The sequence below is a fragment of the Hydrocarboniphaga sp. FW305-C-57 genome, assembly GCF_058783045.1.
On record NZ_JBYSYG010000003.1, the window covers coordinates 436,129 to 453,703 of the forward strand.

General features: G+C 65.6%; 15 protein-coding genes. 8 read left to right on the forward strand and 7 right to left on the reverse strand.

The features are described 5' to 3' along the window. Positions 1-67: 67 nt before the first annotated feature. Positions 68-2,344: an acyl-CoA dehydrogenase gene (locus tag AC3WUM_RS09290; RefSeq protein ID WP_492409950.1), complete on the reverse strand. Its 2,277-nt coding sequence runs from the start codon at positions 2,342-2,344 to the stop codon at positions 68-70. Positions 2,345-2,595: 251 nt separating this feature from the next. On the opposite strand from AC3WUM_RS09290, the gene AC3WUM_RS09295 reads away from it, so the two are divergent. Beyond that, complete coding sequence (locus AC3WUM_RS09295) at positions 2,596-3,225, forward strand: TetR/AcrR family transcriptional regulator (RefSeq protein ID WP_492409951.1); 630 nt, start codon at positions 2,596-2,598, stop codon at positions 3,223-3,225. A 41-nt stretch (positions 3,226-3,266) separates the two neighbouring features. On the opposite strand, the gene AC3WUM_RS09300 is transcribed toward AC3WUM_RS09295, so the two are convergent. The 3 genes from AC3WUM_RS09300 to AC3WUM_RS09310 are packed head-to-tail and all read right to left on the reverse strand — an operon-like array spanning position 3,267 to position 6,291. Then, the gene (locus tag AC3WUM_RS09300) at positions 3,267-4,430 is read right to left on the reverse strand and encodes a response regulator (protein WP_492409952.1); all 1,164 of its coding nucleotides are present in this window, start codon (positions 4,428-4,430) and stop codon (positions 3,267-3,269) included. Beyond that, on the reverse strand, positions 4,427-5,740 hold the full coding sequence (locus tag AC3WUM_RS09305) for a two-component system sensor histidine kinase NtrB (RefSeq protein WP_492409953.1): 1,314 nt from the start codon (positions 5,738-5,740) through the stop codon (positions 4,427-4,429). Before AC3WUM_RS09305 ends, AC3WUM_RS09300 begins: the two co-directional genes overlap by 4 nt. After that, on the reverse strand, positions 5,737-6,291 hold the full coding sequence (locus AC3WUM_RS09310) for a heme NO-binding domain-containing protein (protein WP_492409954.1): 555 nt from the start codon (positions 6,289-6,291) through the stop codon (positions 5,737-5,739). Before AC3WUM_RS09310 ends, AC3WUM_RS09305 begins: the two co-directional genes overlap by 4 nt. 148 nt (positions 6,292-6,439) lie before the next feature. On the opposite strand from AC3WUM_RS09310, the gene AC3WUM_RS09315 reads away from it, so the two are divergent. Then, positions 6,440-8,275: a DEAD/DEAH box helicase gene (locus AC3WUM_RS09315; RefSeq protein ID WP_492409955.1), complete on the forward strand. Its 1,836-nt coding sequence runs from the start codon at positions 6,440-6,442 to the stop codon at positions 8,273-8,275. A gap of 23 nt (positions 8,276-8,298) precedes the next feature. Here AC3WUM_RS09315 and AC3WUM_RS09320 read toward each other — a convergent pair whose 3' ends face one another. Beyond that, a complete protein-coding gene (locus AC3WUM_RS09320; protein WP_492409956.1) occupies positions 8,299-9,213 on the reverse strand; it encodes a peptidylprolyl isomerase in 915 nt (304 codons plus the stop codon). A gap of 75 nt (positions 9,214-9,288) precedes the next feature. Between AC3WUM_RS09320 and AC3WUM_RS09325 the strand changes: the two genes are divergently transcribed. Beyond that, complete coding sequence (locus tag AC3WUM_RS09325; protein ID WP_492409957.1) at positions 9,289-10,320, forward strand: isocitrate/isopropylmalate dehydrogenase family protein; 1,032 nt, start codon at positions 9,289-9,291, stop codon at positions 10,318-10,320. A gap of 89 nt (positions 10,321-10,409) precedes the next feature. Here AC3WUM_RS09325 and AC3WUM_RS09330 read toward each other — a convergent pair whose 3' ends face one another. Both AC3WUM_RS09330 and AC3WUM_RS09335 read right to left on the reverse strand, forming a co-directional pair. After that, positions 10,410-11,240, reverse strand: a complete 831-nt coding sequence (locus tag AC3WUM_RS09330; RefSeq protein WP_492409958.1) for a transglutaminase-like domain-containing protein — start codon at positions 11,238-11,240, stop codon at positions 10,410-10,412. Then, the gene (locus AC3WUM_RS09335; protein WP_492409959.1) at positions 11,234-12,139 is read right to left on the reverse strand and encodes an N-formylglutamate amidohydrolase; all 906 of its coding nucleotides are present in this window, start codon (positions 12,137-12,139) and stop codon (positions 11,234-11,236) included. The genes AC3WUM_RS09330 and AC3WUM_RS09335 overlap by 7 nt, the downstream gene beginning before the upstream one ends. 139 nt (positions 12,140-12,278) lie before the next feature. On the opposite strand from AC3WUM_RS09335, the gene AC3WUM_RS09340 reads away from it, so the two are divergent. The 5 genes from AC3WUM_RS09340 to rssA all read left to right on the forward strand — a co-directional run bounded on the left by AC3WUM_RS09340 (position 12,279) and on the right by rssA (position 17,566). Beyond that, on the forward strand, positions 12,279-13,478 hold the full coding sequence (locus tag AC3WUM_RS09340; protein WP_492409960.1) for a zinc-binding metallopeptidase family protein: 1,200 nt from the start codon (positions 12,279-12,281) through the stop codon (positions 13,476-13,478). Positions 13,479-13,619: 141 nt separating this feature from the next. After that, complete coding sequence (gene serA, locus AC3WUM_RS09345; protein ID WP_492409961.1) at positions 13,620-14,855, forward strand: phosphoglycerate dehydrogenase; 1,236 nt, start codon at positions 13,620-13,622, stop codon at positions 14,853-14,855. Positions 14,856-14,941: 86 nt separating this feature from the next. Continuing rightward, a complete protein-coding gene (gene dinB / locus AC3WUM_RS09350; RefSeq protein ID WP_492409962.1) occupies positions 14,942-16,030 on the forward strand; it encodes a DNA polymerase IV in 1,089 nt (362 codons plus the stop codon). Positions 16,031-16,140: 110 nt separating this feature from the next. Beyond that, positions 16,141-16,476: a BON domain-containing protein gene (locus AC3WUM_RS09355; RefSeq protein ID WP_492409964.1), complete on the forward strand. Its 336-nt coding sequence runs from the start codon at positions 16,141-16,143 to the stop codon at positions 16,474-16,476. Positions 16,477-16,585: 109 nt separating this feature from the next. Then, a complete protein-coding gene (rssA, locus tag AC3WUM_RS09360) occupies positions 16,586-17,566 on the forward strand; it encodes a patatin-like phospholipase RssA (RefSeq protein ID WP_492409965.1) in 981 nt (326 codons plus the stop codon). Positions 17,567-17,575: the final 9 nt, after the last annotated feature.

Sequence of the window (17,575 nt, forward strand, 5' to 3'; positions counted from 1 at the left end):
AAAAGCGGACGCCCGGAGCAAAAGCGCTTCGGGCGTCCGCTTCGAGGAGCAGACGAATGCGGCTTTTTTAGGCTGCGGCGCGACCGTCGTCCGATCCGTACTGCAGGCCGCCCTGCTCGGTCACGGTCGCGAAGTACTGCTCGGGCGTGAAGCTGTCGACTTCGATCGCCTCCATGCGCGCCGCGAGTGCGGCCTTGAGATGATCGGCCTGCGCTGCGTCGATGAGCCCGGCCTTGAGCGCTTCGTCGGCGATTTCGGCCGGCAGGTAGCCGCGCGGCAGCTTGCGCGCCTTCTGCGCCTTGATGATGGTCTCGGCGGCCGGATGCGCGATCGACACGAGCCTGAAGGCCTTGAGCAGGCGGCCCAGGCCGAGCTTCTCGTTCTTCGGCAGGTAGACCGCATACGCGAGGCGCTGCCACTGCTCGTTGGCGTTCTGGATACACAGCGCGGCGCGGCGGCTCTGCTGGTCGTTCGGCGCGCTGCCCATCGGGTTGAGGCGCAGCCAGAAGCCGCCGAAATACTTGAGGAAGAAGCCGACCGGCCCACCGAAATTCTGGTAGATACCCGAGAACGCTTCCTGCACCTGGTGGAGCGCGTGCGTGAGCGCGTAATGCACGAGCGGCAGGTCTTCCTTGCGCCGGCCCTCGGCCTCGAAGCGGCGCAGCGTCGACAGGCCCAGCAGCATCCAGGCCAGCGCGTCGCTGTAGCGTCCCGTGAGCTTGCCGCGGACCTTGAGCTTGCCGCCGATCGAGAACATCGCCAGATCGGTCATGAAGCCGAAGCGCGCGCCGGCCCAGCCCAGGCGTCGATAGTAGGTACGCGTCGACGGCTCGACGTCGGGCACCGACACCGTGAGTCCGCGCGTGAGCCCGCGCACGACCACGCGCAAAATGCCCATGACGAAGTGGCCGATCCAGCCGAGCAGGTTGGAGCGGAACAGCGCCACGTCGTTCTTCTCGACGCCTTCGACGACCTTGAGCGCATACGGATGGCAGCGCGTGGCGCCCTGGCCGAAGATCATCAGCGTGCGCGTCAGGATGTTCGCGCCTTCGACGGTGATGCCGACCGGCGCGCTCTTGTATGCCATGCCGAGAATGTTGTTCGGACCCTGCATGACGCCGGCGCCGGAGAACACGTCCATGCCGTCGATGATGATCTCCTGGCTGATGCGCGTCGTGTAGGCCTTGAGCACGCCGGACACCACCGGCGGATGCTCGCCGTTGTCGATCGCCGAACAGCCGTAAATGCGCGCGGCCTCGATCATGTAGGCGAGCGCCGCAACGCGGCCGACGCGCTCTTCCACGCCTTCCATACGGCCGATCTGGATGCCGAACTGCTGGCGCACCATCGAATACGCGCCGGTCGCAACCGCGGCAGCCTTCGCGTTGCCGACCGCGCCCGCCGGCAGCGAGACCGCGCGTCCACCGGCGAGCTGCTGCATGAGCATGAGCCAGCCTTTGCCGGCGTATTCGGGGCCGCCGATGATGTTGTCGAGCGGCACCACCACGTCCTTGCCGATCAGCGGGCCGTTGTAGAACGGATCGCCGATCGGTTCGTGATGATCACCGTTCGTGAACCCCGGCGTGCCCTTGTGGATCATCACGCAGGTGATGCCCAGATCGTCGTGCTTGCCGTCGTTCTTGCCGAGCAGGTTGTCCGGATCGCGCAGCTTGCAGGCGAGCGTCGCGAGCGTCGCCACCGGTGCGAGCGTGATGTAGCGCTTGCGGAAATTGAGCTTGATCTTGATCGCGCCATCGCTATCGCGAAACACCAGGCCATCGGCCTTGATGCTCGCCGCGTCCGAGCCCGCCGTGGGCTCGGTCAAGCCGAAGCAGGGCACGTACTCGCCGCTCGCGAGCTTCGGCAGATAGTGCTCTTTCTGCGCCTGCGTGCCGTAGTGGATGATCAGCTCGGCTGCGCCGAGCGAGTTCGGAATCGTCACGAAGGTCGCGACGGCCGAGTTCCAGGTGTTGAGCTTGGCGAGCACCGTCGACACGCCGAGCGTCGACATCTGCCGGCCACCGTACTGCTTGGGTATCAGCAGGCCCATGAAACCGTTGCGCTTGATGAATTCGATCGCCTCGTCGGGGATGCGGCGCGTGCGCGCCACTTCGTAGCGATCGACCATGTTCAGCAGTTCTTCGACGGGCCCGTCGAGAAAGGCCTGCTCGTCCGCGGGCAATGTCGAATAAGGCTCGCGCAGGGCGCGTTCGAAATCGGGGTTGCCGCGGAAGAAGTCGCCGTCGATCCAGACCGAGCCGGCTTCGAGCGCCTGGCGTTCGGTATCGGAGATGGAAGGCAGAATCCGCTGTGCCTTCATCCACTTCATGAGCATTGCGAACATTGCTTACTCCAATGTAAGGGATCGCACCGTTCGATCGTCGGAAAGGCTGCTGCCGCAGCCCGATTGCCGGGTCGAATCAGGCGATCTTCAGGAAGGCGTCCTACGGGTGCCGGGCCCCGGCTGCGCCCCGGCTACTGTCCCAAAGGCAGCCCGATGCAGGCTGAACGATAAGCGGGCTTGTCGTTTGCCTTGCGCTCTTCCATAGTTGCTCTCGAGGAGCTGGTCATCACTACTACTACAGAAACCCATCCATGCAAAACGCCATCGATTTGCCGGACCTGACGAGGCTCGATCCCGATACCCGTATGCGGATCGATCGAACCGTTCTCGAGATCTTCTCTTCACGCGAGTTCCATCGCATCGGTCTCATCGAGATCGCGCGTGGGGCCAACGTGAGCTTGCAGACGATCTACAAGTACTACGGAAGCAAGGAGGCGCTGCTGTTCTCGGGACTGGATTTCTGGCTCGGCCAGCTGACCGACGAGCTGCTTCCTCATCTGGAGCGCTCGGGAGACACCAGGACCCGTCTGCGCGGCTTGTTCGACACCGCGCTGAGCTTCTTCGAGCGCAACCCCAAGGTCATGCAAATGATCATGAGCTCGATGTATCTGAACACCTGGCGCGAGTCGAAGACTTATCGCAATCACGAGGCTTTCGGCCCGCTGATCAAGCTGCTCTCCGAAGGCCGCGCCAAGGGCGAGCTTCGCACCGACGTCAGCGAGATCATCCTGCTCGATTATCTGCAGGGCATCATGTTCCGGCTCGTGCAGGCCTACGTCGCAGACGATCAGCGCGAATCGCTGACGGCGCAGAGCAATGCCTTGTTCGACATGCTCTGGCGAGCGGTCGAGGCGCCGACGTCGATGAAGGCGGCCGCCTAGGGCAAGCCAAGATCCCGCGCCGGACCCGGCGCGGGATCTTGCTATTGAGTGCCCAGGTTCGCGGCGGGCGCGCGCAGCAGGCTCACGCGCACGGGCTCCCTGAGCGAGCCCGGCCGCAGATTGCGAATCCGCTCGACGAGTCCGGCATTGACGGTGAAACCCCGTGGCACGAGGCGCTGTCCCGCCTGCGTGTACAGATCGTCGCAAAGCACCATGCCGGCCTGCAGCAGCCGCACCGGCAGGCTGCGAATTTCCACGTTGTCCGCTTCGGCTCCCTTGAGCTGCTCGAGCACGGCGAGCAGCTCGGGCTGGTCGGCATGCCGCGCGCGCATCTCGGCGAGCGCGATGCCCACCGAATCGCCGCGTGACTCGCGATCGACGTAGTCGGTCGCGAGCCTCAGCACTCGCCCGCAGCGTTGCCAGTGCCGTTCGTCCTCGCTTTGGGGCACGAAGTCCACGCCGGGTCGCGACGCGATGCGCAGTACCGCGCGTACGGGCTCCAGGCGTGGAATCGGCGCAAGCAGCCCCTGGGTGACTTCGGCGACCTGCGCGAGCGCTGCGCGCTCGCTCGTCGTCAGCGGTTCGCCACGCTGTTCCTTGTGATGGAGCTCGGGTGGCAGGCTCACTCGTCCAAGCGGAGCGAGCAGGGCCGCGAGCTCGAGCGGCCACAGCGGTGTCAGTGCGAGCTGCTGCGCCAGTGCGAGCGCGAGCTTCTGCACGCTGCTCGCATGGCCGTAGGCGACCGCGTCGGTCAGCGATAGCACTTCGGCGAGCGCCTGCACGGTTCCGCGCAGCGTGCGCTCCAGCAGCTCGCGTTCGGCGGTGATCAGGCGATACTGCGCGGTCGCGTCCTGCAGGGCGCGCAGCAGCACCGGCGGGGTGCAGGGCTTGATCAGGAAGCGGAAGACCTGTCCTTCGTTGACGGCGGACGCGGCGGCCTCCATGTCCGCATATCCGGTGAGCAGCAGGCGCACGCTCTCCGGATGCCGCGCGCGGACTTCGGCCAGCAGTTCGGCGCCACTCATGCGCGGCATGCGCATGTCGCTCATGACGATCGGATAGTCCTGGGCCTCGAGCAGGCGCAAGGCTTCGGCTGCGCTCTCGGCGGTGGTCACGTCGAAGCTGCGACGCAAGGTCAGTGCGAGACCGTCGAGCACGGCGGCATCGTCGTCGACACACAGCAGGCGTGGGCGTTGCGGGTTCATGAAAGGCTGCCTGGTGTTTCGTCCGGAGCTGGCTGCGCGTCGTGCAGGGGCAGGCGGATGAAGAAGGTCGTGCCGTGGCCTTCCTCGCTGTCGAAGCTCAGGCTGCCGTGGTGGTGGTCGACGATGACGCTGCGCGAAATCGAAAGCCCCTGTCCGGTGCCCCTGCCGACTTCCTTGGTCGTGAAGAACGGATCGAACACGCGGTGCCGTATCTCGCGCGGGATGCCGCAGCCGTCGTCGGCGATCGCGAACACCGCGGTGTCGTGCTTGCGCCAGCTGCGCACGCGAATGCGGCCGCGCTGCTTGTTCTCGCCGCGCTGGCGCGTTGCGATCGCATGCGCGGCGTTGACGATGAGGTTGAGGAAAACCTGGTTCATGTCGCCGCCGTTGCAGACGATCGGCGGCAGTTCGCCGAGTTCGCATTGCACGTCGGCGACGTACTTGTATTCGTTGTGCGCGACCGTCAGCGTGTCCATGAGGCCTTTGTTGAGATCGACCGCGGTCTTCTCGGTCTGCGGATGCGAGAACGCACGCATGGCCTCGACGATGTGGCTCACGCGCTTGACGCCGTCGAGCGCGCTGACGATCGATTTGGGCAGGCGATTGTGCAGAAACTCCAGGTCGGCCTGTTCGCTGAGCGCGCGCAGGCGTTGCGCGCTGCGGGCTGGCAACTCCGATTCGAAGCCCGGCAAGGCGTCGAGCAAGGGCCGCAGGCCTTCGAAGGCTTCGCAGACGTAGTGCAGGTTGTCGCCGATGAACTGCATCGGCGTGTTGATCTCGTGCGCGACGCCGGCCGACAGCTGGCCCAGCGATTCGAGCTTCTGCGCGTGGCGCAGCTCGATCTCGAGGCGACGCCGGTCGGAGATGTCGAGCGCGACGAACACCAGCGACAGCACGCGTCCCTCGATGTCCCGCTGCGTCGCCGCCGAGACCAGCACCGGTATCGCGCGATCGTCGTGCGTGATCCATTCGGCTTCGTCGCGCAGCACCTGCGCGCCGGAGCCCAGGCAGCGCCCGATGAAATCCGCGGCCGCTGGCCAGATACGGCCCAGCGGCATGCCCGACAGCGCCGTGGCCGGGTAGCCGAGCAGCTCCTGCGCCCCGCGATTGGCGCGCGTCACGAGGCCCGACGTGCTCGCTCCGATCAGCGCGCCGGGCAGCACGTTGTTGAGCCCGAGCAAATAGGACTGCACGGCCGAGGCCTGCTCCTGGGTGATGGCCAGATCGCGATTGCGCTCCTCGACGAGCCGGTCGAGCAGCTCGATGCGGCGCTCGGCCCGCTGTCGGCAGAAGTCCGCCGCAGCGCTCATGCAGCGAGCGCCTCGGGCAGGGCGATGCGAAAGCGGCAGCAATCGTCGCCGCGGCCTTCGCACTGGACATGCTCGATGCGCCACTGCATGTCGAACTGCTCGCCCAGGCCCTGCAGGGCGCCTTCGAACAGGGCGCACAGCTCACCGCGCGAGCGATAGGCAAGCTCGGCCCGGGTTTCGCCGCAGTCGAGTTCGATTTCGGGTCTTTGCATGAGCAGCATGCCGCGCTGGAATTGCGGCAGCAGCCGCTCGGCGAGCTCGGGCAGCAGCGCTTTCGGCGAGCCGCTGTCCAGGCCCAGCAGGGCGTAACGGCGCAGCAGGCGTGGCATGGCCCAGCGCCCGAGGCGACGCAGCAGGACTTCGGACGAACACCGGTCGACGGCCGCGCAGGACTCGATCCAGCGGTCGAAATCCGGGTCGGGGTAATTGAGGGAGTCTAGCCAGGGTTCGGCCGTGGCGAAGCCGGACTGGCGCAGCGCGAGCACCAGGGCCTCGTCCCCATGCGTCTCGAGCAGGTAGCGCTCGGCGAAATTGAAGCCCAAACCGATCATGCGTCCTCCACGGCGGCTTGTATCGGTCTGAACCGCCTGCTCGCCTTATCGGCCCCCGCGCATGCTTCTGTAGGGCTTTCGCGGCGAGTTGGAAACGTCAAGGGCGCAAGCGAGTACAATGCCGCGCCGCGTCACGCCAGGACCCCTCATGGCTACTCAGCCAACCGACGAATCCCTCTCTGCGGCCCAGACCGTCCGCTTTGCCGATCTGCAGCTCGCGGCACCGGTGCTCGAGGCCTTGTCTCGTGTCGGCTATGAATCGCCGAGCCCCATCCAGGCGCGCACCATCCCGCCGCTGCTCGAGGGCCGCGATGTTCTGGGCCAGGCGCAGACCGGCACCGGCAAGACCGCTGCGTTCGCACTGCCGATCCTGTCGAAGCTCGACCTGAAGCAGTCCTCACCTCAGGCGCTGATCCTCGCGCCGACGCGCGAACTCGCGATCCAGGTCGCCGAGGCGCTGCAGACCTACGCCGCCTGCCTGCCGGGCTTCCACGTGCTGCCGATCTATGGCGGCCAGAGCTACGAGCCGCAGCTGCGCGGTCTCAAGCGCGGGGCGCACGTCGTCGTCGGCACGCCCGGACGCGTGGTCGACCACATCAAGCGCGGTTCGCTCAAGCTCGAAGGCCTGCGCCATTTCGTGCTCGACGAAGCCGACGAAATGCTGCGCATGGGCTTCATCGAAGACGTCGAATGGGTGCTGCAGCAGGCCCCGGCCGAGCGCCAGATCGCCCTGTTCTCGGCCACCATGCCTTCGCAGATCCGCCGCGTGGCGACGACCTACCTGCGCGATCCGGTCGAGATCAGCATCAAGGCCAAGACCACTACCGCGACCAACATCCGCCAGCGCTACTGGATGGTCAGCGGCATGAACAAGATCGAGGCGCTGACACGCTTCCTCGAGGCCGAGACCTTCGATGCGATGATCGTGTTCGCGCGCACCAAGGCGGCGACCACCGAGCTCGCCGACAAGCTCGAAGCGCGCGGTTTCTCGGCCGCGGCGCTCAACGGCGACATGCAGCAGGGTGATCGCGAACGCACCATCGCCAAGCTCAAGGACGGCCTGCTCGACATCGTCGTCGCCACCGACGTCGCCGCGCGCGGCCTCGATGTCGAGCGCATCAGCCACGTCGTCAACTACGACATTCCGACCGACACCGAATCGTATGTTCACCGCATCGGCCGCACCGGCCGTGCCGGCCGCAGCGGTGATGCGATCCTGTTCGTGTCGCCGCGCGAGCGTCATCTGCTCAAGGCGATCGAGCGCGCCACGCGCCAGCCGATCGAGGCGATCGCGGCGCCGAGCAGCGAAGTCATCAATCGCCGCCGCGTGCAGCGCTTCAAGCAGTCGGTGACCGAAGCGGTCGAGAAGGCTCGCAACGATCGCGATGCCAACGGCAGCTTCGAAGTGTTCCGCAGCGTGCTCGCCGAGATCGAGACCGAGTCGGGCGCCGCGCTGATCGACATCGCGGCCGCGCTGGCTTCGATGGTGCAGGGCGATCGTCCGCTGCTGATGGCCGCCGACGAGCCCGCGCAGCCCGAGCGCCGCTCGGAGATCCGCATCATTCCGTCGCGCGAGGCACGCGCTTCGCAGCCGCCGGCGGCTTCGTCGTTTCCGATGTCGGCCAAGCTGCGCGAGCGCGCCGACCGGGACGGCAAGGCCTCGCCGGACAGGCCGCAGGATCGCGCCGACAAGCCGCGCAAGCCCAAGCCGGCGGACGAGGACAGCGAGACCTTCCGCATCGAGGTCGGCCATCAGCATGGCGTGAAGCCGTCGAACATTGTCGGCGCCATCGCCAACGAAGCCGGCCTCGAAAGCCAGCACATCGGCCGCATCGAAATCTACGACGACTACAGCACCATCGATCTTCCGGTCGGCATGCCGCGCTCGGTCTTCCGCGATCTGCAGAAAACCTGGGTCTGTGGCCGCCAGTTGCGAATCAGCAAGTTCGAAGGCACGCCGCCGCCGAAGAACAAGCGTCGCTAGCAATCCATCAATCGCTGCCGGGCTTACTGCGCCGGCCTGACCGGCACGCCGACGTTGCAGACATCGGCATGGCCGGTGGGTTCGATGAACCAGGCATCGCGACGGAACCGTCGTGTCTCGACGTAGGCTTGCCACGTCGGCGTGTCGGTGCGCAGCACCTGCAGCGCGACACGCTCGCTCTCGGGCAGGCCGGCCGCCAGGCGTAGCGAGCGAATCTTCACGTACTGCTCGGGCTTCTCGTAGAAACCGAGTGCTCCACTGCCGCGCGGCAGCACGCTCAAGTGCTCCATGCCCTGCAGCACGCGGCCCGCGAGCGTGATATTGCGGTCGAGATGTCTCGGCGCATGGCCGATGACCACGTAAAGCTCGGTGCCGCCGCCGCTGTCCGCCGTCATCGCGCGGCCGACGCCGAGTGCGGCGTAGCAGTGCGCGAGCCAAGCCTGGCCGCGCTTGCGATCGCGCGCAGCCGGAAAACCATCGACGTAGCCGACCTCCGGCGCATAGACGTCGGCGTCGGGCAATGCGCTGAAGTTCAGACCGCTCGCGGAACGAAAGAATTCTCCAGGCAGCGTGCGCTTGGCGTTTTTGATCTCGCGCTTGTCGCCATCGGGATCGCCCCATCGCACTACGTAATTCTCTTGAACTCGCATGATGGAAAGACCGTCGAAGTAATGCTCGCGCGCGAGCGCGCGAAGATTCTCCGCATGATTCGGCGCGAACGCGGGTGCCAGTTCCATCACCACGCGGGCGCCGTCGTCGAGCGTGAGGATCAGTAGATCCACGGCGTTCGGCGTGCGCCAATCGCTTGCCTTGCTGTTGTCGAGTATCTCGCCCGTCGTCGGCGGTTTGGCGCCTTGAGCCGCTGCGGAGATCGCAGCGGATGCCGTCGCGATGAGGGCGAACATCGCAGTGAGGCAGGTTTTTCCGATCGGTTGCATAGGAATTTCCCGTTCGATTTTGCAAGCCTGCAGCGTTAAAGTTTTGAAGTATCCACAGATAAATCAAGAAACCTCATGAGCAATCTTATTCGCGCAACTCTCATTCCAGGTGATGGTATCGGCCCCGAGATCATGCAGGCGACCCTCGCCGCACTCGAAGCGCTGGACGCGCCGTTCGAATGGGATTGGCAGGTTGCGGGGCTCGCGGGCATGCAGGCGGCGGGTGATCCGGTGCCGCAGGCCACGATGGATTCCATCCGTTCCACGCGCCTGGCGCTCAAGGGGCCGCTCGAGACGCCGTCCGGCGGTGGATATCGCTCCGCCAACGTGCGCCTGCGCGAAGCGTTCAAGCTCTACGCGAACGTGCGGCCGGCCAAGACCATCGTCCCGGGCGGCCGCTACGAGAACATCGACCTGCTGGTGTTCCGCGAGAACGTCGAAGGCCTCTACATGGGCTACGAGCATTTCATCCCGATGGACGGCGATCCCGAGGCGGTCGCGATCGCAACGGGCGTCAACACGCGCCAGGGCTCGCGGCGCCTGCTCGAGTATGCGTTCGAAAGCGCGATCGCGCTCGGCCGCAAGAAAGTCACGATCGTGCACAAGGCCAACATCATGAAGGCGCTCACGGGCATCTTCCTCGACGAGGCGCGCAAGCTCTACAAAGCCAAGTATCAGGGCAAGATCGAGATGAACGAGGCGATCGTCGATGCCTGCTCGATGAAGCTCGTGCTGAATCCCTGGCAGTTCGACACGCTCGTGACCACGAATCTGTTCGGCGACATCATCTCCGATCTCGTTGCCGGTCTCGTCGGTGGTTTGGGCATGGCGCCAGGCGGCAACATCGGCGAGGACGCGGCGGTCTTCGAAGCAGTGCACGGCTCGGCTCCGGACATCGCGGGCAAGGGCATTGCGAACCCGATCGCGCTGATGCTCGGCGCGGCGATGATGCTCGACCACGTCAAGCTCAACGACAAGGCGACGCGCCTGCGCAAGGCCATCGACGAGACGCTCAACATCGACAAGATTCGTACCGGCGATCTCGGCGGTAGCGCGAACACCAAGGCTTTCACCGACGCCCTCGTCGCGCGCATACACAACGGCTGATGCATTGATCAAACGAAAAAGCCGGTTGGCGTTCGCGCGCCAACCGGCTTTTTTTGTCTGCAGCTTTTTCCGCTGATGGCGGTTCGCGATCAAGCGGCGGCTGCGTACTCTGTTTCGGGCAGTTCGTCCGTCCAGACCTTGAAGCTTTCGAGATACGCGGCGCCATACGAGGTGCTGATCGCCACATCGGCCGCATCGCGTCCGCGCGCGATCAGTACGCGGCCGATGCGGCGCGCGCCGTTGCGCGGATCGAAGAAGTGCCAGGCATCGCCGACGTAGGCTTCGAGGCAGCCCGCGAAGTCCATCGGCGCATCGACCGGCGGAACGCCGATGTCGCCGAGGTAGGTCGTGCAATAGCGGGCCGGCACGTTGAGCGCGCGCAGCATCGCGATCGCCAGATGCGCGTAGTCGCGGCAGACACCCTGGCGCTCGGTGAAGGTTTCGAACGCCGTCTTGGTCGGGCGGGCGTACTGATAGCCGAACTGGATCGACTCGTGTACCCAGTCGCAGACGGCCTGCACGCGAGCCCATCCTTCGGGAATGTGCCCGAACAGCTGCCACGCGGTCTGCGAAAGCAGGTCGCTTTCGCAGTACCGGCTCGGCAACAGATACATCAGCGTTTCGGGCGGCAACTCCTGGACCGGAACCTGACGCGCATCGAGCACCGCCGGCTCGGGAAGCCCGCAGTCGCGGATGATCGTGTCCGCAGTGATCCTCAGGCGACCGGCCGGAGCGAGCAGCCGAGTGCACAGGTTGCCGAAGCTGTCCGGGTATTGGGTTACCGGAATCGGCGGCTCGGTGACGATCAGATCGGGCTTCGTGAGATCACGAGCGCGTGCCTGGTCGACGCTGAGATGCAACACCATCGGCGTGGGTTGCGGGCACTGGAAAATGATTTCGTAACCGAGTCGGATCAGCATGATCGAGTCCTTTCGATCGACCGCGGGGGCGGTCCATCAGTCAATTGACAGGCGCGAATCTTGGCTTCCCGAGCTTGCCTGGAACTGAAGTGTCCGGTCTCGGTTGGAAGGTCGATGCGATTCAGCGCTTTGCAAAGTAGAGTGGCCCACAGCCGCTGGCCGTCAGCATCCGCGATCAAGTCCTGTCTGATTTCGAGTTCGACCACGGGCAATCCGCGCGCTTCCCCGTGATCGATCAGCGCGACGTCGGTGCCGTCCTGGGCCGAATACGGCTCGTTGTCTCCGATGACGAAGTCGTTCTGCTCCGACAAGGCCTGCAGCAGCGGTCGCGCCAGACGATCGTCGCGGTTGTAGAGCACGCCGGCATGCCAGGGCCTCGCAGTGCCGCCGAATACGGGCGTGAAGCTGTGCAGCAGGACCAAGGCGGTGCTGCGTTGCGCGCGGGAGTCGAGGAGTGTCGCAATGCGCTGGTGGTACGGCAGATAGATTTCGCGTCGGCGCGCTTCGATCTGTTCGCGCGCGAGCCCGACGTTGCCCGGTATGCGGGTTCCATCGCTGGTCTGGGCGATGCTGTCCTTTGCGTCGAGACGTCGATTGCAGTCGATGACGAGACGTGAATAGGGCTGGGCGATGCAGGCTGCGTCGAGTTCCTGAGAGAGCGCCTGCGCGAGGCCGGCGATGCCGATGTCCCAGGCGATGTGGCGCTCGAGCTCGTGCGGCGGCAGTCCGAGCCCGTTCAGCAGCGATGGAACGCGATTACCCGCATGATCGGCGATCAGCACGAAAGGCGAGCCGCCGCGCTCGTTTTCGATCCACACGGGAGCAGGATCGTCGGCGCCCAGCAAGCGCTGGCTGCTGAGTTCTTCGGCCGCGTCGTTCGCTTCGGAGATAGGATTCATGTTTTGATCAGCTCGGCTGCGCAGTATCGCGACCGACGCGTTCAGCCGTTGTCGTGAGCGTGCGCTGCACCATACAGCAAGCTCATCCTGGCCGGGCGCCGGGTTCCCGTTTCCAGCCTTTTATTCCCTGTAGAGCGCCATGAAAGTCTTTCACTGCCAGAACTGCCAGCAAACGGTGTTCTTCGAAAATACCAATTGCACCAACTGCGGTCATGCGCTCGCGTTTCTTCCCGATACGCTCGAGCTCGCGACGCTCGATCCGCACGAGGGTGACCATTGGGTATCGATGGCGCCACGCTCGAAGAACCAGCACTACCGGCTATGCGCGAATTACCTGCAGCACCAGGTCTGCAATTGGGCCGTGCCCGCCGATGATCACGAGACACTGTGCGTGTCCTGCCGGCTGACGCGCGTACTTCCGAATCTCGATATCGAGGGCAGCCTCGAAGCCTGGGGAAAGCTCGAGACCGCCAAGCGTCGTCTGGTCTACAGCTTGCTCGACCTCGGGCTTTCCCTGCGTAGCCGGCGCGAAGATCCGCAGCACGGCCTGGCCTTCGATTTCCTGAGCGACGAACTGGCGACGGCGGGCCCGGTGCTCACGGGGCACGACGAAGGCGTCATCACCATCAATGTGGCCGAAGCGGACGATCTCGAACGCGAGAAGCGGCGGTTGTCGCTGCACGAGCCGTATCGCACGCTGCTCGGCCATTTTCGCCACGAGGTCGGTCACTATTACTGGGACGAACTGATTCGCGACAGCACGCGCATCGAGGCGTTTCGCGAGCTGTTCGGCGACGAGCGCCAGGATTACGCGACCGCGCTCAAGCAGCACTACGAAAAGCAGGCCGGCGGCGAGTGGACGCAGGAGTTCATCAGCCACTACGCGAGTTCGCATCCCTGGGAAGACTGGGCCGAAACCTGGGCCCACTACCTGCACATGATCGATTCGCTCGACACCGCGGCCGCCTGTGGCCTGAGGCTTAAACCCAAGCGTGACGACGAGCCCACTTTCAAGCCCGATCACGGGCCGCTGCCGCAGCGCGACTTCAAGCAGATGATCGAGGACTGGCTGTCGCTGACCTACGCGCTCAACAACCTCACGCGCAGCCTCGGCCAGGCCGACAGCTACCCGTTCATAATCACGCCGCGCGTGATCGAGAAGCTGCGTTTCGTGCACGAGAGTCTGGTCGCTCCGGTGGAGGAAACCGCCCAGGCGCCGGAAGGCGACGGGCCGGCCGCCGAGCCCGTGACCGAGCCCGCGACGCCGCGCGGCATCGCTCCGGGCCAGGCGCCGAGCACGCAGGAACCCAAGCTCGCGCGGGTGGCGGCAGCCGCCTAGCAGGCCGCAAGCGCCTTACGCTGCGGGCGGTCCTGGCCTGGACCTTCCGTCCAATGGCCTCGCCGGTCCCCCTCTGGCAATATGCGCGCCCCGTACGACCTCCGATCGGGAGCGTCGCGGTTGCCAGGGCATCGTTGAGCCATGAAAAAGACCTCGTTTCCCAAACAGGACATCAAGGTGTTGCTGCTCGAGGGCGTGAGCCGCACGGCGCTCGATACCTTCCGCTCGGCCGGCTACACCAACATCGAATTCCACGAGAAGTCGCTGCCCGAAGCCGAGCTGGCCAAGGCGGTGGCGTCGGCGCACATCGTCGGCATCCGTTCGCGCAGCAACCTGACGGCCGAGATGTTCCAGAACTCGCGCCGGCTGATGGCGGTGGGCGCGTTCTGCATCGGCACCAACCAGATCGCGCTCGACGCGGCGCAGGCGCGCGGCATTCCGGTGTTCAACGCGCCGTACTCGAACACGCGCTCGGTAGCCGAACTCGTGATCGCCGAGGCGATCATGCTGATGCGCCGGATTCCCGAGAAGGACAGGCAGTGCCACGTCGGCGGCTGGTCGAAGTCGGCGGTCGGCAGCTTCGAGGTGCGCGGCAAGACGCTCGGCATCGTCGGCTACGGCCACATCGGTACGCAGGTCGGCGTGCTGGCCGAGAGCCTCGGCATGCGCGTGATCTACTACGACATCGAGACCCAGCTCGCGCTCGGCAACGCGCAGCCGGTGGGTTCGCTGCACGAGCTGCTCGGCAAGAGCGACATCGTCACCCTGCATGTGCCCGAGACGCCCGGCACGCAGTGGATGATCGGCGCGCCGGAACTCGCGGCGATGAAGCGGGGCGGGCTGCTGATCAACGCCTCGCGCGGCACGGTGGTGGTCATCGAGGCGCTCGCCGAGGCGATCAAGAGCGGGCACCTGGGTGGCGCGGCGGTCGACGTGTTCCCGGTCGAGCCCAAGGGCAATGCCGAGGCCTTCGTGTCGCCGCTGCAGAATCTGCCGAACGTGATCCTGACGCCGCACATCGGCGGCAGCACCTTGGAGGCCCAGGAGAACATCGGCTTCGAAGTGGCGGCCAAGCTCGTGCGCTACAGCGACAACGGCTCGACGCTGTCGGCCGTGAACTTCCCCGAAGTGTCGCTGCCGGAGCACCCGCGCAGCCGCCGGCTGCTGCACATCCACCGCAACATGCCGGGCATGCTCACGCAGATCAACAACCTGTTCTCGGACCAGGCGGTCAACATCGACGCGCAGTTTTTGCAGACGGCCGGGCAGGTGGGCTATGTGGTGATCGACGTCTCGGCCTCCGAAGAGCAGGCCGAGGCGCTCAAGGACAGGCTTGCGGCGATTCCGGGCACGCTCAAGACGCGCCTGCTGTACTGAGGCGCTGAAGGCTTGTCACGAGCCGGTGGAAGGCGTGGAAGCGCGCTTTCCACCGGCTTTCGCTTTTCTGCGGCTACGATGCAGGCATGAGTGCATCGCCGCCTGCGCAGCGCAAGATCATCCACGTCGACATGGACGCGTTCTACGCGTCGGTCGCGCAGCGCGATGACCCTTCGCTGCGCGGCAAGCCGGTGGTGGTGGCCTGGCGCGGCGGGCGCTCGGTGGTCTGCGCGGCCTCGTACGAGGCGCGCAAGTTCGGGGTTCGATCGGCGATGCCGGCTGTGCGCGCCGAGCGACTGTGCCCCGACGCGATCTTCATCCCGCCCGATTTCACGCGGTATCGCGCGGTATCGAAGCAGGTGCGCGAGATCTTCATGCGCCATACCGACCTCGTCGAGCCTCTTTCGCTAGACGAGGCCTATCTGGATGTCACCCACAACAAGACCGAGCTGCCGACCGCCACCGCGGTCGCCCAGCGCATCCGCGAGCAGATTCGCGAAGAGCTGGCGCTGACGGCCTCGGCCGGCGTCGCGCCGAACAAATTCCTCGCCAAGATCGCGAGCGATTGGAACAAGCCCGATGGCCTGTTCGTGATCCGGCCCGGCGACATCGATCGCGTGCTGCCGCCGCTGCCGGTGGGCCGCTTGCCGGGCGTCGGCAAGGTCATGGAAGGCAAGCTCGCCGGGATGGGCATCGGCAGCGTCGGCGACCTGCGCCTGCACAGCGCGGCGGAGCTCGAAGCGCGCTTCGGTCGCTACGGCCTGCGCCTGCATCAGCTCTCGCTCGGCATCGACCACGGCGAGGTCAAGCCCGATCGGCCAACGCAGTCGATCTCGGCCGAAGATACCTTCGAGCAGGACATTCCACTGGCCGAGCTCGAGCCGCATATCCGCCGCCTGGCCGAGAAAGCCTGGAACGCGGCGCGCAAGACCTCGCGCATCGGCCGCACCGTGGTGCTCAAGCTCAAGACCGCGGACTTCCACATTCTCACGCGCAGCCTCACGCCGGGCCGCCCACCCGAATCTCTCGAACAGTTCGCGAACATCGCGGTGGAACTGCGCGATCGCGTGAACCTTCCGGCCGATCGGCTCTACCGGCTCGTCGGCGTCGGCCTGGGCAATTTCTGCGACGCCTCGGAGCTCTCCGACGCGCCCGAGCAACCGCCACTGTTCTGAGCGAGGCCTGAATCATGCGGTCCGGAATTCAGATCCGGCTCAGTGCGCTGCTGCACCCTGCGAGCGTGACAGGAAGTCACGATAAAAATACTGATCCAGGAGTGCCCCTCATGAACAAGATGACTGTTTTGATGGCTGCCGCTTTGACCGCCGCCGCGGCGATGCCGATGTCTGTGCTGGCCGCCGAAACCGGCCAGCCCAGCGCGATGGACAAGGCGGCCGCCAATACCAAGGACGCGGCCACCACTACCAAGATCAAGGCCAAGCTCGCGGCCGATCGCGACCTGAGCGCCACCGACATCCACGTCGAAACCACCGCCGGCGTCGTCACGCTGAGCGGCAAGGTCGACAACGAAGCCCAGGTGGCGCTGGCCGAGAAGACGGTCAAGGGCATCAAGGGCGTCGTCGACGTCCACAACGAGCTCGGAGTGAAGGCCAGCGACTGAGCCGGCGCGGCGTCCGAGCCGCGGCGCTAGAATCGTTGAGCCGTAGTGCAAGAAGGCCCCGTCCAGCGCTCTGGGCGGGGCCTTCGACGTGGAGATGAAGGGGAAGCGGATGAGCGAGCAGCGCGCGGTTACGGTCAACCACAAGGGTCCGGTCATCGGCCTGGCGCTGGGCAGCGGGTCGGCGCGCGGCTGGGCGCACATCGGGGTCATCGAAGGGCTCGAGAAGATCGGCATTCGTCCTCAGGTGATCGCCGGAACTTCGGTCGGTGCGCTCGTCGGCGCGGTCTATGCGGCCGGGCAACTCGGCGAGTTCTCCGAATGGGTGCAGACGCTGACCTCGCGCGACGTCTTCAGCCTGCTCGACTTCACGCTCTCGGGCGGCATGGTCAAAGGCCAGCGCCTGTTCGGCTTCTTCGAAGAGAAGCACAAGAACCCCAATATCGAAGACCTCGAACGCCGCTACGTCAGCGTCGCCACCGACATGAAGACCGGACGCGAAGTCTGGATCAGCAAGGGCCCGATCCTGCCGGCGGCGCGTGCCTCCTGCGCGATTCCGGGCGTGTTCTCGCCGGTGAAATACGGCGACCGCTGGATGCTCGACGGCGGGCTCGTCAACCCGGTGCCGGTGTCGGCCGCGCGTGCGATGGGCGCGGACATCGTCATCGCGGTGAATCTCAACGCGCAGCTCGTCGGGGCGCATGTTTCGATCGCGAGCCAGAAGGAAGGCCTGGAAGAAGCCAGCGCGCGCTCGGACAAGACCTTCTGGCAGCGTGCGACGGAATACTTCCTGAGCAGCAGCGACGAGCATCCGAGCGTGTTCGACGTCATGGCTTCGAGCGTCAACATCATGCAGGACCGCATCACGCGCAGCCGCATGGCCGGCGATCCGCCCGAGCTCACGCTGGTGCCGATGCTCGAGGATTTCGCGTTGATGGATTTCCACCGTGCCAAGGAAGCGATCAAGGAAGGCCATCGGCTCGTCGAGGAAAACGCGGCGCAGATCCGTGCCTGGGCCGGCGTCGCGGCCGCGGAGATCAAGCCGCTCGACACGCGCGCCGAGCCGCCGCTCGTGGAAGACCGCAAGAGCTGACCGGCCGCG